Annotated in this window: 12 protein-coding genes; 8 read left to right on the top strand and 4 right to left on the bottom strand. The window is 72.6% G+C overall.

The genetic code is table 11. The features are described from left to right. The first annotated feature begins 5 nt into the window (after positions 1-5). A complete protein-coding gene (locus ACFVTC_RS32090; RefSeq protein ID WP_390131966.1) occupies positions 6-935 on the top strand; it encodes an aminoglycoside phosphotransferase family protein in 930 nt (309 codons plus the stop codon). 178 nt (positions 936-1,113) lie between these two features. On the opposite strand, the gene treZ is transcribed toward ACFVTC_RS32090, so the two are convergent. Beyond that, complete coding sequence (gene treZ / locus ACFVTC_RS32095) at positions 1,114-2,859, bottom strand: malto-oligosyltrehalose trehalohydrolase (protein WP_390131967.1); 1,746 nt, start codon at positions 2,857-2,859, stop codon at positions 1,114-1,116. A gap of 193 nt (positions 2,860-3,052) precedes the next feature. On the opposite strand from treZ, the gene ACFVTC_RS32100 reads away from it, so the two are divergent. From ACFVTC_RS32100 to ACFVTC_RS32110, 3 genes are all read left to right on the top strand, one after another. Beyond that, complete coding sequence (locus ACFVTC_RS32100) at positions 3,053-3,604, top strand: DUF1707 and FHA domain-containing protein (protein ID WP_168530704.1); 552 nt, start codon at positions 3,053-3,055, stop codon at positions 3,602-3,604. A 201-nt stretch (positions 3,605-3,805) separates the two neighbouring features. Then, positions 3,806-5,173, top strand: a complete 1,368-nt coding sequence (locus ACFVTC_RS32105) for a M14 family zinc carboxypeptidase (protein WP_390131968.1) — start codon at positions 3,806-3,808, stop codon at positions 5,171-5,173. Then, positions 5,170-5,994 (top strand): SSI family serine proteinase inhibitor, encoded by an 825-nt coding sequence (locus ACFVTC_RS32110; RefSeq protein WP_390131970.1) that lies wholly within the window; start codon positions 5,170-5,172, stop codon positions 5,992-5,994. Before ACFVTC_RS32105 ends, ACFVTC_RS32110 begins: the two co-directional genes overlap by 4 nt. A 1-nt stretch (position 5,995) precedes the next feature. Here the strand turns inward: ACFVTC_RS32110 and ACFVTC_RS32115 are convergent, their stop codons facing one another. The 3 genes from ACFVTC_RS32115 to glgX all read right to left on the bottom strand — a co-directional run bounded on the left by ACFVTC_RS32115 (position 5,996) and on the right by glgX (position 12,405). Then, positions 5,996-7,246 (bottom strand): M14 family zinc carboxypeptidase, encoded by a 1,251-nt coding sequence (locus ACFVTC_RS32115; RefSeq protein ID WP_390131971.1) that lies wholly within the window; start codon positions 7,244-7,246, stop codon positions 5,996-5,998. A gap of 272 nt (positions 7,247-7,518) precedes the next feature. Beyond that, a complete protein-coding gene (gene treY, locus ACFVTC_RS32120) occupies positions 7,519-9,987 on the bottom strand; it encodes a malto-oligosyltrehalose synthase (protein ID WP_390131972.1) in 2,469 nt (822 codons plus the stop codon). A gap of 300 nt (positions 9,988-10,287) precedes the next feature. Further along, positions 10,288-12,405, bottom strand: coding sequence for a glycogen debranching protein GlgX (gene glgX, locus ACFVTC_RS32125; RefSeq protein ID WP_390131974.1), 2,118 nt, complete (start codon positions 12,403-12,405; stop codon positions 10,288-10,290). Positions 12,406-12,583: 178 nt separating this feature from the next. Between glgX and ACFVTC_RS32130 the strand changes: the two genes are divergently transcribed. The 4 genes from ACFVTC_RS32130 (at position 12,584) to ACFVTC_RS32145 (ending at position 16,996) form a co-directional block, all read left to right on the top strand. Next, entirely contained in the window at positions 12,584-13,405 is an 822-nt protein-coding gene (locus ACFVTC_RS32130; RefSeq protein WP_390131975.1) for a Tat pathway signal sequence domain protein, read from the top strand. A 93-nt stretch (positions 13,406-13,498) separates the two neighbouring features. Then, positions 13,499-14,815: a copper amine oxidase gene (locus tag ACFVTC_RS32135; protein WP_390131976.1), complete on the top strand. Its 1,317-nt coding sequence runs from the start codon at positions 13,499-13,501 to the stop codon at positions 14,813-14,815. A gap of 114 nt (positions 14,816-14,929) precedes the next feature. Beyond that, complete coding sequence (locus ACFVTC_RS32140) at positions 14,930-16,168, top strand: SAV2148 family HEPN domain-containing protein (RefSeq protein WP_390131977.1); 1,239 nt, start codon at positions 14,930-14,932, stop codon at positions 16,166-16,168. A 105-nt stretch (positions 16,169-16,273) separates the two neighbouring features. Continuing rightward, entirely contained in the window at positions 16,274-16,996 is a 723-nt protein-coding gene (locus tag ACFVTC_RS32145) for a 3'-5' exonuclease (RefSeq protein ID WP_390131978.1), read from the top strand. The last annotated feature ends 133 nt before the right edge of the window (positions 16,997-17,129 follow it).

Genomic DNA, 17,129 nt, shown 5'->3' on the forward strand with positions numbered 1-17,129 from the left:
CGACCATGACCCAGGCACCGGCACCGGACGCGGACACCGTCCGCCGACTCGTCCGTTCACTGATCGCCGGCGGCGAGCCGGCCGACGAGGGGCCCGAGGTGCGGCCGGTGACCGAGGGCGGCGGGCACTCCACCTGGTGGGTCGGCCGCCGGCATGTGCTGCGGCTCACCCGGGACCGCGAGGCCGCGACGCGCGGACGCCGGGAACTGAGGGTGCGCGACCTGGTCCGTCCGCTGGTCGGGGTCGCCGTGCCGAAGAGCGTCGCGCACGGGGACTGGGCGGTCGGACTGGCCTGCACCCTGGACACCAGACTGCCCGGGTGCTCCGGCGACGTGCGGGACGTCTCTGCCGTCGGGGAGGCGGACCTGGCCGGTCTGCTCACCGGGCTGCGCGAGGTGCCCGTACGGCAGGCGGAGGCGCTCGGCGTGCCCCGCGCCGAGCCGCGCTCCCTGGAGGAACTGCGGGCGGCGGCCGAGCGGGCCGCCGAGCGGCTGGCCGCCGAGGACGAGTTCGACCCCGGGAACCTCGCGCAGCTCACCGCGGCCGCCGTCGGACAGCTAGCCGCCCAGACCGCGGCCGCCGTCCTCGTGCACCACGATCTGAGGGGTGAACACCTGGTGGTGAGCGCGGACGGGCGGGTGCGGGGCGTCCTCGACTGGACCGGCGCGGTCCTCGGGGATCCCGCCGAGGACATCGCCGGGCTCGCCACGGCTGTGGGCGCTCCCGCCGCGGTACGCGCCGCCACCCTCGCCGGGTACGGTGCCCGGCCCTGCCTGCGCGGCCTGTGGCTGTCCCGCTGCGACACGGTGATCCGGCTCGCCGACCGGCTCGCGGGCCGGGACGAGGGCCCCCTGGCGCCGCTGCGGACCCAACTCCGCCACGCCTGGGAGTCGATCCTGCTGGAACGGGTCACGGAACTGCCGGGCGACGACTGAGCCCCCCCCGGCACCCCGTACGCCGCCCCGTGCACCGTCGAGCCCGCGAGCGAGACGCCGGACCCGTGCCGTCGGAGGCACCCGTACACCGGTGAGGGCACGCTCACGCCTCCGTGCGCGGTCCGCGGTCCCCGCGGTGCGCCGTCCCCGCGGTCCGCGGTCCCCGCGGTCGGTGTCCTCACTCCTGCGTCAGTACCACGCACGACTCGCCGGGCACGCTCAGCAGCCCGTCCGCGTCCGGTGTCCGCACCGGCTCCCAGGCGGCCAGCACACGCGCCCGGCTGAGGCCGAGGGGGATCTCGGCCGCCTCCTTGCCGAGGTTCACCGCCACCCGGACGTCCCCGCGCCGCAGGGCCAGCCAGCGGGCCCCCTCGTCGTGGACGATCCTGACGGCGGCGAGGTCGGGGTCCGAGAGGTCGGGGTGATTCCGGCGCAGGGTGATCAGGTCGCGGTACCAGGCCAGCACGCGCGCGTGGAGCGCCTTGTCGGGCTCCGACCAGTCCAGACAGGAACGCTCCCGCGTCGCCGGGTCCTGCGGGTCGGGGACGTCCTCCTCTGCCCAGCCGTGCGCGGCGAACTCCCGGCGTCTGCCCCGCCGTACGGCCTCCGCCAGTCCGGGATCGGTGTGGTCGGTGAAGAACTGCCAGGGCGTGCCCGCGGCCCACTCCTCGCCCATGAACAGCATCGGCGTGAAGGGCCCGGTGAGCGTCAGCGCGGCCGCGCAGGCCAGTTGCCCGGGGGAGAGGGACGCCGAAAGGCGGTCGCCCTGGGCACGGTTGCCGATCTGGTCGTGGGTCTGGGAGTAGCCGAGCAGCCGGTGCGCCGGGACGCGGGTACGGTCGAGCGGCCGGCCGTGGCGTCGCCCGCGGAAGCTCGAATACGTGCCGTCGTGGAAGAAGCCCGATGTCAGCGTCTTGGCGAGAGCCGCGAACGGGGCCCGCGCGAAGTCCGCGTAGTAGCCCTGTGCCTCACCGGTCAGAGTGGTGTGCAGCGCGTGGTGGAAGTCGTCGTTCCACTGGGCGTGCAGCCCGAGACCGCCCTCCTCGCGGGAGGAGATCAGCCGAGGGTCGTTCAGGTCGGACTCGGCGATCAGGAAGAGCGGCCGGCCCAGGTCGGCGGCGAGCGTGTCCACGGCCGTGGACAGCTCCTCCAGGAAGTGCAGCGCGCGGGTGTCCCGCAGCGCGTGCACCGCGTCCAGCCGCAGCCCGTCCAGCCGGTAGTCCCGCAGCCACGCCAGCGCGCTGCCGACGAGATACGCCCGGACCTCGTCCGAACCGGGCGCGTCCAGGTTCACGGCCGAGCCCCAGGGTGTCTGATGGGTGTCCGTGAAGTACGGCCCGAACGCGGGCAGGTGGTTCCCGGACGGCCCGAGGTGGTTGTGCACCACGTCGAGGACGACGCCGAGGCCCAGCTCGTGCGCCCGGTCGACGAAGCGCTTGAGCGCCTCGGGGCCGCCGTACGGCTCGTGGACCGCCCACAGCGAGACACCCTCGTAGCCCCAGCCGTGCCGCCCGGGGAACGGGCACAGCGGCATCAACTCGACGTGTGTGACGCCCAGTTCCGCGAGGTGCCCGAGCCGCTCGGCGGCTGAGTCCAGGGTGCCCCCGGCGGTGTACGTGCCGACGTGCAGCTCGTACAGGACCGCGCCCTGCAGCGGACGCCCGGCCCACTCGGCGCGCCAGGCGTACCGGTCCTGGGTGACCACGGCGCTCAGCCCGTCGGGACCGTCCGGCTGCCGCCGCGAGCGTGGATCGGGCAGTACGGGACCGTCGTCCACCGCGAACCCGTAGCGCGTCCCGTCCCGTGCGTCCGCGTCTCCCGTCCACCACCCGGCGCGCTCCGGATCACGCGCCAGCGCGCTCGTGGCGCCCTCGCAGTGGAGTGCCACCCGGCCGGCCTGCGGTGCCCACACCTCGAACCGCACTGACGGTTCCCCCTTGTCCGCTCTGCGTGACGTCGCCCGTCCATGGTGCGCCACGCGAGATCGATTCGCGCTCCTCTCCACCCATTTGCCGCGCGTTCGCCACGTGATGGACGCGCGGCGGGAACATGCCGGTGGCGGCGGCCGTTTCCGGGTCTTCTGGACACCCCGCTCCTCCTGACCGACAATCACCTGCGTGACGTCGTCTTTCGAGTTCCACACGTACCCCGCGCGGTTGTCCGACGCGGAACGCGACCGGGCGCTGAAGGCCCTCCGTGACGGCGTCGCTCTCGGACGTCTCTCGCACGACACGTTCATCCGCCGCATGGAGCTGGCGCTCTCCGCCCGCCGGTCCGACGAACTCGCCGCGCTCACCGCCGACCTGACCACCGAGGGCCGCTGGTCGAAGCTGGTGTTCGGCACCGTCGAGGCGGTCTCCGGATTCACCGTACGGGTGCGCAGGGCCTGGCAGGCCGAGCGGCTCCCGAAGCTGCTGCTGCCCCACCCGGGCAACGGCTACCCGTTGCGGATCGGGCGCGACCCCGCCAGCGGGCTGCGGCTCAACCACGAGACGGTGTCGCGGATCCACGCCGAACTGAGCCGCCAGGGCGGCCTGTGGGTGCTGCGCGACCTGGGGTCGACCAACGGGACGACGGTCAACGGACGGCGGGTGATCGGCGCCGCCGTCGTCAAGGACGGCGACCAGATCGGTTTCGGACGGATGTTCTTCCGGCTGTCGTCCTCCTGATCCGTCCGGCCCGTCCGGCCCGCCCGATGCCCCTTGCCGACCGGAAACCCGTGTCTCCGGCCCGCCCGGACCGAGCTCTGGCCTGGGTTTCACTCAGCGATTTCCTCGCTGTCCCTTACGTTCCGCGGTGTTGACGTACCTTCACAGTCGTGACTGACTGTGCGTACACCGTGTACATCAGGTGAAGCGACGGCACCATATGTGTGGAGGTGCGCCCTGCCGCCACTCCTCCGCTACCCGACCGTCGACGAACTCGGTGCCCGTGCCGCCGCGCTCGTCGCCCGCCGTCCGAGGGACGCCCGGCTGCGCCGCGTCGGCACCTCACGCGCCGGCACACCCCTCTGGCTCCTGTCCGTCGGGCACGGCCGCCGACAGGCCCTCGTCGTCGCCGGACCGCACGCCAACGAGCCGGTGGGCGGCGCCACGGTCCTGCGCCTCGCGGAGCGGGTGCTCGCCGATCCCCGGCTGCGTGACGGCGCGGACGCCACCTGGAACCTGCTGCTCTGCCTCGACCCCGACGGCTCCCGCCGCAACGAGGCATGGCTGTCCGGCCCGTACACCCTCGGCCGCTACTTCCGGCACTTCTTCCGCCCCGGCTTCCTCGAACAGCCCGAGTGGCTGCCCGAGGGCGCGGACGGCGCGACCCTGCCCGAGACCCGCGCCCTCCTCGACCTCCAGGACGAACTGCGGCCGTTCTTCCAGTGCTCGCTGCACGGCGTCGACGTCGGCGGCGCCTTCGTCGAACTGACCCGCGAGCTGCCCGGCCTCGCCCAGCGCGTCGCCCACACCGCCGCGCGGCTCGGCATCCCGCGCGAGCTCGGACCGTACGACACGCTCTACTGGCCGACGCTCGGGCCCGCCGTCTACCGCATCCCACCGCCGCACCGCGGCGACCTGGCTGCCGCGATCACCGAGGCCGCGGTGGAGTCCACCTGGTTCCATCCGCACCGCCACGGAACCGTCACGGCGGTCGTCGAGGCACCCATGTGGGGCGTGGCGGCCGTGGAGGACGCCGCCCGGCCCGCCGACGCCGACGCGGTGCTGCGGTCCGTCAGCCACACGCTGCGCGACGACACACGCGTTCTCGAGGGCATCCTCGAGCGCGTGCGCCCCGGTCTCGGCACCGCTCCGGACACGGCCCGCCTCCTCGCGCCCGTCGACGACTATTTACTGGTCGGCCCCGGCCTCGCGGACTCCTGGGACCCCGATCTGCGGGACTCCGGTTCACGGCCCCTACCGTCGCTCGGCACCGCCCGGCTGACGTCCCTGCGCCTCGCCGGGCGCCGGGTCGCCCTGCGCACGGCCGGGCTGCTGCACCAGCTCGTCACCCGTTCCGGGCGCGACCCGCGCGAGGCCCTGCCGGAACTGGACGGGCTGATCGACGCCTGGTGCGCCGACTACCGCGACGGCTGCGGGGCGCGCTGGATCCCGGTCGCACGCCAGGTCGAGTACCAGGCGCGGGTGGTGATCGCCGCGTTCGAACTCGCCGGGCGGTACGCGCCGGTGGGCTCCCCTTCGGGTGAGACGGGGTGGAGTTCACAGGCCGCGCTGCCGATGCACCGGGAATGACGAGAACCTCCGAAGCGTCGCGCGGCGCCGTGCTGGTCGCGGCGGCCCTGCTCACAGCCGCCGCGGCACCGGCCCAGACCTCGGCCTCCGCACCGGTCCGTGTGTCGGCCTCGGCCCCTGCCGCGACGTCCGCCCCTGCCCTGACCACGACGTCCGCCCCTGCCCTGACCGCGGCCCTCGCACCGGCCCCTGTACCGGTCTCCGTACCGGCGCCGCCCCCGGCGATGTCCCGGCGGGCCGCCCCCGGCAACTGGCTCCATCTCACGGTCACCCGGGGCGAGGCCTCGCCCCGAGCCCTCTCACCCGTCCGTGGGCCCCTCCGTGACCCGGCCCGAGGCGTCCGGGAAGTCTCCCCGGGCGCGTCCTCGCGTGCGCCTCGGGAGCCCTCTCCTCCGGAGCCCTCTCCCCGGGCACCCCGACGAGGAGCCTTCCGAGCGGAGGTCACCCCCGGCACCGTCACCCCTGGCACCGTCACCCCTGGCACCCCCGGCACCGACACCCCTGGCACCCCCGGCACCGTCACCCCTGGCACCGTCACCCCTGGCACCCCCGCCACCGACACCCGCGGCGCCGTGCTGCTCTGCGACCCGCCCCAGGGCCACCCCCACGCGTCGCAGGCATGCGCGGAACTCACCGCGGCCGAGGGGGACATCGGCCGGATCCCGGCCACGCCCGGCGCGCTGTGTCCCATGATCTACGCACCGGTCACCGCAGCCGCGCGGGGCGAGTGGAACGGCCGCCCGGTCAGCTACACGCACACCTTCGCGAACTCCTGCGTGATGGGCGCCGCCACGGGCGCGGTGTTCGCCCTGGGGGAGTAGCTCAGGCCGCGTTGTCGCGTGCGTGCAGGGCCGCCGCGACCACCGTGCGGGACTGGTGCTCGACCTGATGCTCCAGGGGCACCCAGCGGGCGCCGAAGCCTTCGGCGAAGGCGTCGCTCCAGGAGGAGACGAGGTGTTCGAGGCGCGGCGCCGCGCGGTCGTCGGCCTCCTGGAGGACGCGCAACAGCATCGCCGCGGCCCGCAGCGGCAGCCGGCGCCCGAACGCGTCCACGCTGCCGACGTACGCCCTCGTGGTGTCCGCCGGCGGCGTCCGGACCCAGTCGTCGGCCAGCCCCGGCACCAGCTCCAGCGCCCATTTGGCGGCCCGCAGGAGCGGCCCGTCGGGGCCGGGCAGCCGCGGCGCGGCCTCCGTCAGCACCGTCTCCACCCGACGCGCGTCCCGCCGCAGCCGGCCCGCCAGACCCCGCATCGCCTCCGCCGGTGCCGGGTGCGGCGCGGGGTCGGCCACCAGATCGCTGGCCCACATCGGGACCTCTACGACCGCGGTCAGTCCCCCGTACCGGTGCGCGTGGTACCAGGTGCTGTGCCGCGCGTCGTCGGGCATGCTCGGATAGGCCGCGTCCGAGCCGGGGGCCGGCATCACATGCACGCCGGGTCCGGAGGCCGGCCAGCCCGCGGCGTCCGACGCGCCCGTCTCCACCGGGATGTGCAGCTCCGCGGCGGACTTGGCGAACGGCTCGGCGAGACCCGGGATGTCCTTGGTCAACTGCACCCAGCTGCCGCCGAGATCCGTGCCGTGCAGGGTCGCCTGGAGGTAGGGCCGCAGCTCGTCGATGACCCGGATCAGGGCGCGGGTCTCCGGTGGCAGTCGGTCGGGCGGCAGTACGGACGGCGACCACTCCGGCTGCTCGGGTCCGGCCGGACGGAAGAAACCGAGGTGGTAGTCGAGCAGGGTGCGCGGCGCCGGTGTCACATGCAGGCTCGCCCCGTCCGGGTCCGCGCAGAGCAGGAAGTGCCAGGAGGTGTCGGCCCGCAACTCCACCTCGTGGAGCACGCGTTCGGCCAGGGACAGCAGCGTCGAACCACCGGCGGGCTCGTTGGCGTGGGCGCCCGCGACGACGAGGACCGCGCGCCGCGCGTGACCGACGGACAGCAGGTGGAGCGGCCTGCCCGCGCGGGAGGCACCGACCTGTCTGAGCGTGCACAGCTCGGGCCGGTGACCCGCCAACGCCCGTGCGGACGCGACGATTTCGGTCACGCTGGGGTAGCGCAGCTCCTGCAGGAGACTCACCCCCCGACTTGTCCGCCCTGCATCGCCTTCCGCAGTACTCCACGGACTGCGGTAACTGTCAAGCGGATGCGGAGCGGTGCCCGGCCCGCCAGGCGGCGTCCACCGTCGGCGGCCGGCGCGCGCACCACCGAAAGCAGGAGGTCCGACGGGGCGTTCGTCGGCCTCGCGCGCGGACCGGGGCCCGGCGGGGCCCCCGGCGTCACCCGTATGAGCGTACGGGGGTCGCCCTGTGTGCCCGGCCCTGGACGCTCGGCCCTGTGCGGCGGCCCTGATCAGCCGCTCGCCGCGGGGTCCACGGGGTCCACGGAGGCCGCGGGTCCGTCTTCCCCGACGCGTTCCAGCAGGGCCACCGGCAACCCCTCGAAGAGCTCCGCCACGCGCGCCTGCCCCGTGAACTCCCGTCCCGGAGCGAGCAGGTCCGCCCAGCGTCCCGCGGGCAGCGCGAGGCGCGTGTCGCGCCAGCCGCCCTCGTCCGCCAGCCGCAGCGACAGCCGGGTGACGGCCGAGACCACCTCCCCGGAGCGTACGAACGCCACACAGTGCGCGGCACCCGGCCCCACCGCCGTCAGCGGCGCGTACGTCGCCCTGTCGCCGAAGACGTCGGGGCGCCGCCCGCGCAGCCGGAGCGCCGCCGTGGTGAGCGCGGCCTTCTCGGACACCTCTTCGCAGACTCTCTCGGAGACCGCCGCGGCGTCCCGGGCCGAAGGCCGCGGCGGCGCGAACGGCTTCCGGTTGTCCGGGTCCACCAGCGCCAGGTACTCGGCCTCGGTGCCCTGGTACACGTCCGGCACCCCGGGCATGGTCAGCTGCACCAGGGCGGCCCCCAGGACGTTCGCCCGGACGTGCGGCGCGAGCGCGGCCCGCAGGGCGGCGACGTGCCGTCCGGGCACCCCGCAGGGGCCCGCCGCGACGAACGCCGCGACCGCCGCCTCGTACGCGGGGTCCTGCTCGGTCCAGGCGGTGTGCAGGCCGGCCTCGCGGACGTGCTTCAGCAGCGCGCCCTGGACGCGGTCGGCGTCGGCGGGGCCCAGCCCGAAGACCGTCTGCCACGCCGCCCACGCCGTCTGGGGGTCGGGTACGCCCGCCGCCCCCTGCGGCGTCAGCTCGGCCAGGAGGTCGCCCCACCGGCGCGGGCACTGCGTGAGTACGGACAGGGCCGCGCGGACGTCGGCACTGCGTTTCGTGTCGTGGGTGGACAGGGCCGTACCGGTGCCGGGCCAGTCGCGCTGCACGCGCGCGCAGTAGGCGTGGAAGTCCGTCGGGGACACGGCCGGAGCCTCCGGATCGCAGCCCACCTCGTTGGCCGACAGCAGGGGCACGTAGCGGTAGAACGCGGTGTCCTCCACGGACTTGGCCCGTAGCGCGGACGAGGTCTGCGCGAACCGCGCCCGGAACTCCGCGTGTTCGGGGCCGTCCGCGCCGCGCCCGAGCACCAGGTTCCGTACGACGTCGACCGCGTGCGCCTCCTCCGGAACGGTGAAGACCGCACGGGCCTCGGCGGCGGCCTCCGCGGTGACGACCGCGGAGGCGTCCGTGGAGGGATACGGCCGGTACACGTCGACCCGGACGAGAAGCTCGCGCAGCGCGGCGCCCAGGGCCCAGGGAGCGTGGTCGCGCAGTCCGGGGTCCGCGGAGCGGTCGCACAGGCGCTCCGCCACACGGGTGAGGCGGTCGAACTCGGTGGCCAGCTCGTGGGTGATCACCTTGTACGCCGCCCGGCGCACCGTCGCCTCCCAGGAGCCGCCCAGGTCGTCCTGCGGGGCCGCGAACCGCCGGTACCCGAGCAACAGTTCATCTGCTCCCGCCGGGTCCGTGAAGAGGCCGTCGACGTGCCGCAGCGCGTCGTAGCCGGTGGTGCCGGCGACGGGCCAGGCGGCGGGCAGCGGCTCACCGTCGGCGAGGATCTTCTCCACGACCGTCCAGCGTCCGCCGGTCGCCTCGTGCAGGCGGCGCAGATACGCGTCCGGGTCGGCCAGGCCGTCCGGATGGTCGACGCGCAGCCCCTCGAGCACACCGTCGGCCAGCAGCTCCAGGATCTTGCCGTGGGTCGCCGCGAACACCTCCGGGTCCTCGACACGCACCCCGATGAGTTCCGAAATGCTGAAGAAACGACGGTAGTTCAGCTCGGTGCGGGCCAGTCGCCACCAGGTCGGGCGGTACCACTGCGCGTCCAGGAGCTCGGGCAGCGGCAGCTCCCGCGTACCCTCGCGCAGCGGGAACTCGTGGTCGTAGTAGCGCAGTACGTCGCCGTCCACCTTGAACCGGTCGATCTCCGTGCCGAGGCGGCCCCCGAGCACCGGCAGCAGCAGCCGGCCGTTCTGCGCGTCCCAGTCGATGTCGAACCAGCGCGCGTACGGTGACTCGGGCCCCTCGCGCAGCACCTCCCACAGCGGGCGGTTGTGACGTGGGGCCATGGCCATGTGGTTCGGCACGATGTCCACGACCAGACCGAGCCCGTGCGCGCGCGCCGTGCGGGCCAGGGAGCGCAGTCCGGCCTCGCCGCCCAGTTCCTCGCGTACGCGCGAGTGGTCCACCACGTCGTAGCCGTGCCCCGAGCCGGGTACGGCCTCCAGGACGGGGGACAGGTGCAGATGGGAGACCCCGAGCGAGGCCAGGTACGGCACGGCGGCCTCGGCGGCCGCGAAGGGGAACTCCGGTTGCAGCTGGAGCCGGTACGTGGCGGTCGGCGTGGCGGGAACCATCGAGTCCGGGATCTCCCGTTCGGGACGCTCAGGTGTCATGGGAACCTACGTACCCCTCTCGCCCGGTTTCGTGACATCGACGCCCGCATACGGGTCCCTGTGGTGCCGGGTCCGGGAGCCGGGCGGCCCCGGCTCGTGCCCCGCGTGCCTCGCGTGTCCCGCGTGCCCGGGGGAGCCGCCGGGGGACCGTCCGGCCGGCGCGGCCGGACGGTCGGGATCGGCGGGACGGTCGCCGGGTACGGTCCCCGGGCCGGGGCGGGCCGCGCCGAGGCCCGGGGACGGCCGCGCCGCGCCGCCCCGGCCCGCCCCGGCGTCAGCCGGCGCGACGCGAACGGACGGTCAGAGGTCCTGGGCGGGCCTCTGCAGCACCGTCACGCTCCGGTCGATCAGCGTGAGCCGGTCCCCGGCCTGGACCTTGGCGCCGGTGCCCGGCACCGGCCCCTCCGGGAGGGCGGTGTCGACCACCACCTGCCACTGCCGTCCGTGGTCGACGGGCACCACGAACTCCAGCGTCCTCGGCGAGGCGTTGAACATGAGCAGGAAGGAATCGTCGGCGATGTGCTCCCCGCGCGGGCCCGGCTCGGAGATCGCGTTACCGTTGAGGAAGACGGACAGGGCGTGCGTCTGGGTCGCCCCCCAGTCCTGCTGGGTCATCTCGGCGCCCGACGGGGTGAACCACGCGATGTCGGACAGTTCGTCGTGCGTGCCCTGGACGGGACGGCCGTGGAAGAAGCGGCGGCGCCGGAAGACCGGGTGGTCGCGGCGCAGCCACACCATCGCGCGCGTGAAGTCGAGCAGTTCGCCGCCGTCCTCGGGCCACGGCACCCAGGCGAGCTCGCTGTCCTGGCAGTACGCGTTGTTGTTGCCGCCCTGGGTGCGGGCGAACTCGTCGCCGTGGCTGAGCATCGGAACACCCTGGGAGAGCATCAGCGTCGCGATGAAGTTGCGCTTCTGGCGGGCCCGCAGGGCGAGCACGGTCTCGTCGTCGGTCTCGCCCTCGGCCCCGCAGTTCCAGGAGCGGTTGTGGCTCTCGCCGTCGCGGTTGTCCTCCCCGTTGGCGTGGTTGCGCTTGTTGTTGTAGGAGACGAGGTCGTTGAGCGTGAACCCGTCGTGGCAGGTGACGAAGTTGATGGAGGCGAGCGGGCGGCGCCCGTCGTCCTGGTAGAGGTCCGACGAACCCGTCAGCCGGGAGGCGAACTCGGCCAGCGTGCGGGGCTCGCCGCGCCACAGGTCGCGCACGGTGTCGCGGTACTTGCCGTTCCACTCCGTCCACAGCGGCGGGAAGTTGCCCACCTGATAGCCGCCCTCGCCGACGTCCCAGGGCTCGGCGATCAGCTTCACCTGGGAGACCACCGGGTCCTGCTGCACCAGGTCGAAGAAGGACGACAGCCGGTCCACCTCGTGGAACTGCCGGGCCAGGGTGGCCGCGAGGTCGAAGCGGAAACCGTCGACATGCATCTCGGTGACCCAGTAGCGCAACGAGTCCATGATCAGCTGGAGCACGTGCGGGGAGCGCATCAGGAGGGAGTTGCCGGTCCCCGTGGTGTCCATGTAGTAGCGGGGATCGTCCGCCAGACGGTAGTACGAGGCGTTGTCGAGACCCCTGAAGGACAGCGTCGGGCCCAGGTGGTTGCCCTCGGCCGTGTGGTTGTAGACCACGTCCAGGATGACCTCGATCCCGGCCTCGTGCAGCGCCCGGACCGCCGACTTGAACTCCAGGACCTGCTGGCCGCGGTCGCCCCAGGAGGCGTACGTGTTGTGCGGGGCGAAGAAGCCGATGGTGTTGTAGCCCCAGTAGTTGTTGAGCCCCATCTCCACCAGACGGTGGTCGTTCACGAACTGGTGCACCGGCATCAGCTCCAGTGCGGTCACCCCCAGTTCCGTCAGGTGTTCGATGATCGCGGGGTGTGCGAGTGCCGCGTACGTGCCGCGCAGTTCGTCGGGCAGCGCCGGATGCCGCATCGTGAGGCCCTTCACATGGGCCTCGTAGATCACGGTGTGGTGGTACTCGGTGCGCGGGCGCCGGTCGTCCCCCCAGTCGAAGTACGGGTTGACCACGACGGACGTCATGGTGTGCGGCGCCGAGTCCAGGTCGTTGCGCTTGTCAGGAGACCCGAAGGGATAGCCGTACACCTCCTCGCCCCAGGTGATCGAGCCACTTATCGCACGCGCGTACGGATCAAGCAGCAGCTTGGCGGAGTTGACGCGCTGTCCGCGCTCGGGCGCGTACGGCCCGTGCACCCGGAACCCGTACCGCTGTCCGGGCATGATCCCGGGCAGGTACGCGTGCCGTACGAACGCGTCGCTCTCGCGCAGTTCCACCGCCGTCTCCGAGCCGTCGTCGTGCAGCAGACACAGCTCGATCCGGTCGGCGGCCTCCGAGAAGACCGCGAAATTGGTACCGGCGCCGTCGTACGTGGCACCGAGTGGATATGCCTCACCAGGCCAGACCTGCATGGATACGACTCTCCCAGTAGTGCCGCGCCCCGGGGGGCGACTCCGAAGCGAGTCTCCCCGAAAGTGATGGAACCTCCTATGACTTACGTCCCTCTTACCCGCTGACCAGGCATACGTCGTATGCCGAACCAGAGGTACTCAAGTCGCTCCTAGGGAATCAGGGGGAGTAGGGGGAAATGTGCGCAAGATAGTGCACCGCCATCTGGGAAAAGTGGTGGCGGGTGCGGCCATCGCGGTGGCCGGGACGGCCGTGATGGTCGGGATCACCCTGCCGGGCTCGGCGGGGGCCGACGAATCGGGCCGGGGCGCGGCCGGCGCCGGCCCGCGGCAGGCGGGATCGGGACAGGGGCAGGAACAGGGGCAGGCGGCCGTACGGCCCGGCGTCGTGGAACAGGCTCCGGCGCAGGGTGCCAAGGGCACCGGCCGTGACCCGCTGACCGACGACGAGACGGCACGCGTCGAACGGATCGCGGTGAACCGGCAGTTGTTCGCCTCCAGCGAGAACGTCGAAGGGGACCGGGGCCCGCAGCGCATCGGTGTCGACCTCGCCGAGCGGGAGGAGAACGAGCTCGACGACCCGGCGGCGCCGCGCCGGGCGGACGTCACGCTCTACGACTACCGGAACGACACGCTCGTCACCAGGACCGTCAACCTCGACACCGGGAAGGTGGAGAGGACGGACACCCAGCACGGGACCCAGCCGCCGCTGGGCCGTGACGAGATGACCGAGGCGGCCAGGCTGCTCATCGCCGACCCGCTCGGCGCGGGACTGCGGGCCGACTACAAGGACGCCACCGGCAAGGAACTCACCTCGCCCGACCAGCTCACGCTGAACAGCATGGTCTACCGGGCGGCCCCGGGCGCCCAGCCCGGTCTCCTCGCGAAGTGCGGCGAGCACCGCTGCGTGAGGCTCTTCCCGAAGGTCAGGAACGGGTCCTGGATCGACAGCCGCGACCTGGTGATCGACCTGAGCGCCCGCAAGGTCGGCACACTCGGCTGACGTCCGCGTCCGCCGCTTCGAAGCGGCGCCGACCTCACCTTCACCCTCTCCAACTCCCTTCTTCCGCATGCTTTCGCGAGGAGTCCCTTCGTCATGCGCGTGAACAGAAACAGCCGTGCCCGCAGCCGGACGGCGGTGGGCCTGTCGGTGGCCGCGCTGGCCGTCGGCGCGACGACGGCCGCGGGTCCGGCGGTCGCTCAGCCGAAGTCCGCCCCGGCGGCGGCCAGTTGCAGCACGGCCTACAAGATCGAGCAGAAACTCTCCACCGGCACCACCTGGCGGATGTGCTGGCACTACGAGAGCGAGGCCGGGCTCGTCCTGGAGAACATCTCGTACCAGCCCAAGGGCGAGGCCCAGCCGATCAAGGTCCTCACCAGTGCCAAGCTCGGCCAGATCCACGTCCCCTACGACGACGGCAAGGCCGAGTACGACGACCTCACGGGCGCGGGCTTCGGCCAGGGCCTGATGAAGATGGCGCCGGGCGAGTGCCCCGGCGGCACCATCAAGAACGTGAAGATCCCCAACGCCTGGGACCCGCAACACCCGAACGTCAACGGCCTGTGCACCACGACCCGTTCGCGTGGTCACGCCTACCGCATGGAGGCCGACTCGGGAAACAAGGTCTACCAGACCCAGGGCAAGGACCTGTTGATCTACACCGTCAACAAGGTCGGCTGGTACGAGTACATCACCGAATGGCGATTCCAGGACGACGGCGCCGTCAGCATGAACATCGGCGCCACCGGCAGCCTCTCGCCCGGCGACTACGACGCGGGCGACGGCCGCGGCTGGCCCATCGGCAAGGGTGCGAAGGCGTACGCCACCAGCCACAGCCACAACGTCTTCTGGCGGCTCGACTTCGGCCTGGACGGCTCCTCCAAGAACAAGATCGAGCAGTACGACTCCGTGGTCAGCCCGCCCCGCAACGGCAACGAGGGCCCGACCAACAAGACCACCCGCACCAAGATCACCAAGGAGCTCGCGGGCGACGCCAAGAACATGCGCTGGTGGCGCGTGGTCAGCGCCACCGGCAAGAACAAGGACAACCACTCGCGCTCCTACGAGATCGTCCCCGGTGCCACCACCAAGTACCTCGGCCGCGGCTTCACCAAGCACGACCTGTACTTCACCGAGTACAAGAAGTGCGAGCAGTTCGCCAGCAACAACCTGCTCAACTGCGGAGCGGGAGCGGGCAAGTCCGTCGACAAGTACGTCAACGGACAGACCCTCACCCACCCCATCGTCTGGGTCAACGTGGGCTTCCACCACATCGCGCGCGACGAGGACCAGCAGCCCATGCCGGTCCACTGGCAGGGATTCTCCATCGCCCCACGTGACGTCACGGCTATGAATCCGCTCACTCCGCCGGAACTGGCCGACCAGAACGGGCATGTCGAAAACGGTAGTTGAGAAACAGCCTGTCCATCGGGCTGCACCGCCCGCCGCTCCCGGAGTACCCTTCCTTGATCGTTGAGTGGGGCTGGCCCCACGGGAGAGCTCGGGGGAGCGGAAGGCGGTGCGCGGGTGGGCTCGGGAGGGCTGGAGTTGCCTCCTGGTGACGAGGGTCACGAGGGGAACTCCACAGATGTCCCACCCGGCGCGGTGTCCCTGGCACGGCCGATGGAGATGGGATCCATCGGACCGGAACTGGACTGGGGCGCCGACGCCTGGCGCGAGGTGCGTACGCGCGCCCAGCGGGCCGGGCGCGCCTACATCTGGCTGAACCTGGTCGAACAGCGGCTGCGCGCGGTCGTGGCCGCTGTTCTGCGCCCCATCTACGAACCCGTCCACGGTGACGACTGGGTGGTCGCGGCGGCCGGTCCCGCCGGGCAGGAGTGGGTGCAGCGCGCGGTCGCCGTACGCGAGGTCAGCCGGCGCAAGGGCTATCTGCTCGACCCCGCCGACGACAACGTGCTCAGCTTCCTCACCCTGCCGCAGCTGCGCGAGTTGATGGTGCAGCACTGGCCGTGCTTCGAGCCCTACTTCGACGAGCGCCGGGACGTCGAACTCGCGCTGGACGAGCTGGAAGTCACCCGGAACGTGGTCTCGCGCAACCGGGCCCTGTCCGAGGCGGTGCTGAGCCAGGCCGAGCGGGCCGCCGCGAAGCTGCTGGCGATACTCGGCGCGGGCAGCGACACCCCCTCCGCGCGGCGGCTGCCCGTCGACGCCGTCGAGGACCTGGTCGGAGACCGGTACGCGGACGTGGTCGGGGTCCACTCCGACCGGGTGCGGCTGCTGCGGCAGTTCCCCGCGGAGGACCTCTTCGGCGGAGCCCGTCGCCTCGACGCCATCGGTATCGGCCTGAACCTGCTGGTGCAGAACTTCTCCGGGCGGCGGCTGGTGCGGCTCGCCGAGTCCGGCTGCCGGGTCAGGCTGCTGTTCCTCAACCCGGCCTCCAGCGCGGTCAAGCGCCGCGAGCGCGAACTCGGCATCAAGCGGGGCGAGCTGAGCCGGGCCGTCGAGATGAACATCCTGCACATGCGCAGGGTCCGGGCCCGACTGCGCGATCCGGGCGCGTTCGAGATCCAGGTCTACGACGAGACACCGCGCTTCACCGCGTATCTCGTCGACGGGGACGGCTCCGACGGCATCGCGGTCGTGCAGTCGTATCTGCGTCGCGCGCGCGGCATGGAGGCGCCGGTGCTGGTGCTGCGTGGCGGTGGCCGCGTGGTCAAACCGGATGAGATCGGCGAAGAGGGACTCTTCCAGACATACCGCGAGGAGTTCGAGGTGGCTTGGGCTGATTCGCGACCGGTGTCCTGAAGTGTCGCCCTCCGGTGGAAGCGGAACGCGGTCCTCGGGTTGTCAGTGGCTCGTGCGATCGTGGGGACCACTGGGGGAAAGCACCACGAAGAAGGGGGGCCGCCGATGGGCTGGCACCAGGAGCTGCTGATCGGCTTCGACCTGGAGACGACCGGGACCGATCCGCGCGAGGCACGCATCGTCACGGGCGCGGTGATCGAGGTCAAGGGCGGAGAACCGCTGGGGCGCCGGGAGTGGCTGGCCGATCCGGGCGTGACGATCCCGGCGGACGCGGTGGCGGTGCACGGGATCTCGAACGAGCGTGCGACCGCGGAGGGCCGCCCCGCCGACCAGGTCGCCGACGCGATCGCCGAGGTCCTCGCCGGGTACTGGAAGACGGGCGTCCCGGTGGTCGCGTACAACGCCGCCTTCGACCTGACCCTGCTCTCCGCCGAGCTGCGCAGGCACGGGCTGCCCTCGCTGCGCGAGCGGCTCGGCGGGAGCGACCCCGCCCCGGTCATCGACCCGTACACGATCGACCGCTCCGTCGACCGCTACCGCCGCGGCAAGCGCAACCTCGAAGCGGTCTGCACGGAGTACGGGGTGGAGCTGCGCGCGGCCCACGACGCCTCGGCCGACGCCCTCGCCGCGGCCCGGCTCGCCGGGGCGATAGCCGGCCGGCACCCGAAGGTCGCGGCACTCGGCCCGGCCGAGCTGCACCGCCGTCAGATCGAGTGGTACGCCGAGTGGGCGGCGGACTTCCAGAGCTTCCTGCGCCGCAAGGGCGACGCGGACGCGGTGGTCGACGGCACCTGGCCCCTGCGGGACCTGGCCGACGAGCGGGTCTGACGACCGGCCCGAACCGGGGACCCGCGCTGCTCGGCTGAGGTGTCGGCTGGGGTGGGATGTCGGGTCCGAGTCCGGGACCTGCGGTGTTCGGTACGGGTGTGGCACCTTCGGTGGGCCGGACGGCCGGGGCGGG

This window comes from Streptomyces sp. NPDC057950, from assembly GCF_042887295.1.
Lineage (GTDB): Bacteria > Actinomycetota > Actinomycetes > Streptomycetales > Streptomycetaceae > Streptomyces > Streptomyces kaempferi.

Coding starts and splice junctions, on each gene's coding strand:
- ACFVTC_RS32090 (WP_390131966.1), top strand. CDS start 6: ATGACCCAGGCACCGGCACCGGACGCGGACACCGTCCGCCGACTCGTC.
- ACFVTC_RS32110 (WP_390131970.1), top strand. CDS start 5,170: ATGACGAGAACCTCCGAAGCGTCGCGCGGCGCCGTGCTGGTCGCGGCG.
- treY (WP_390131972.1), bottom strand. CDS start 9,987: ATGACACCTGAGCGTCCCGAACGGGAGATCCCGGACTCGATGGTTCCC.
- glgX (WP_390131974.1), bottom strand. CDS start 12,405: ATGCAGGTCTGGCCTGGTGAGGCATATCCACTCGGTGCCACGTACGAC.
- ACFVTC_RS32135 (WP_390131976.1), top strand. CDS start 13,499: ATGCGCGTGAACAGAAACAGCCGTGCCCGCAGCCGGACGGCGGTGGGC.
- ACFVTC_RS32145 (WP_390131978.1), top strand. CDS start 16,274: ATGGGCTGGCACCAGGAGCTGCTGATCGGCTTCGACCTGGAGACGACC.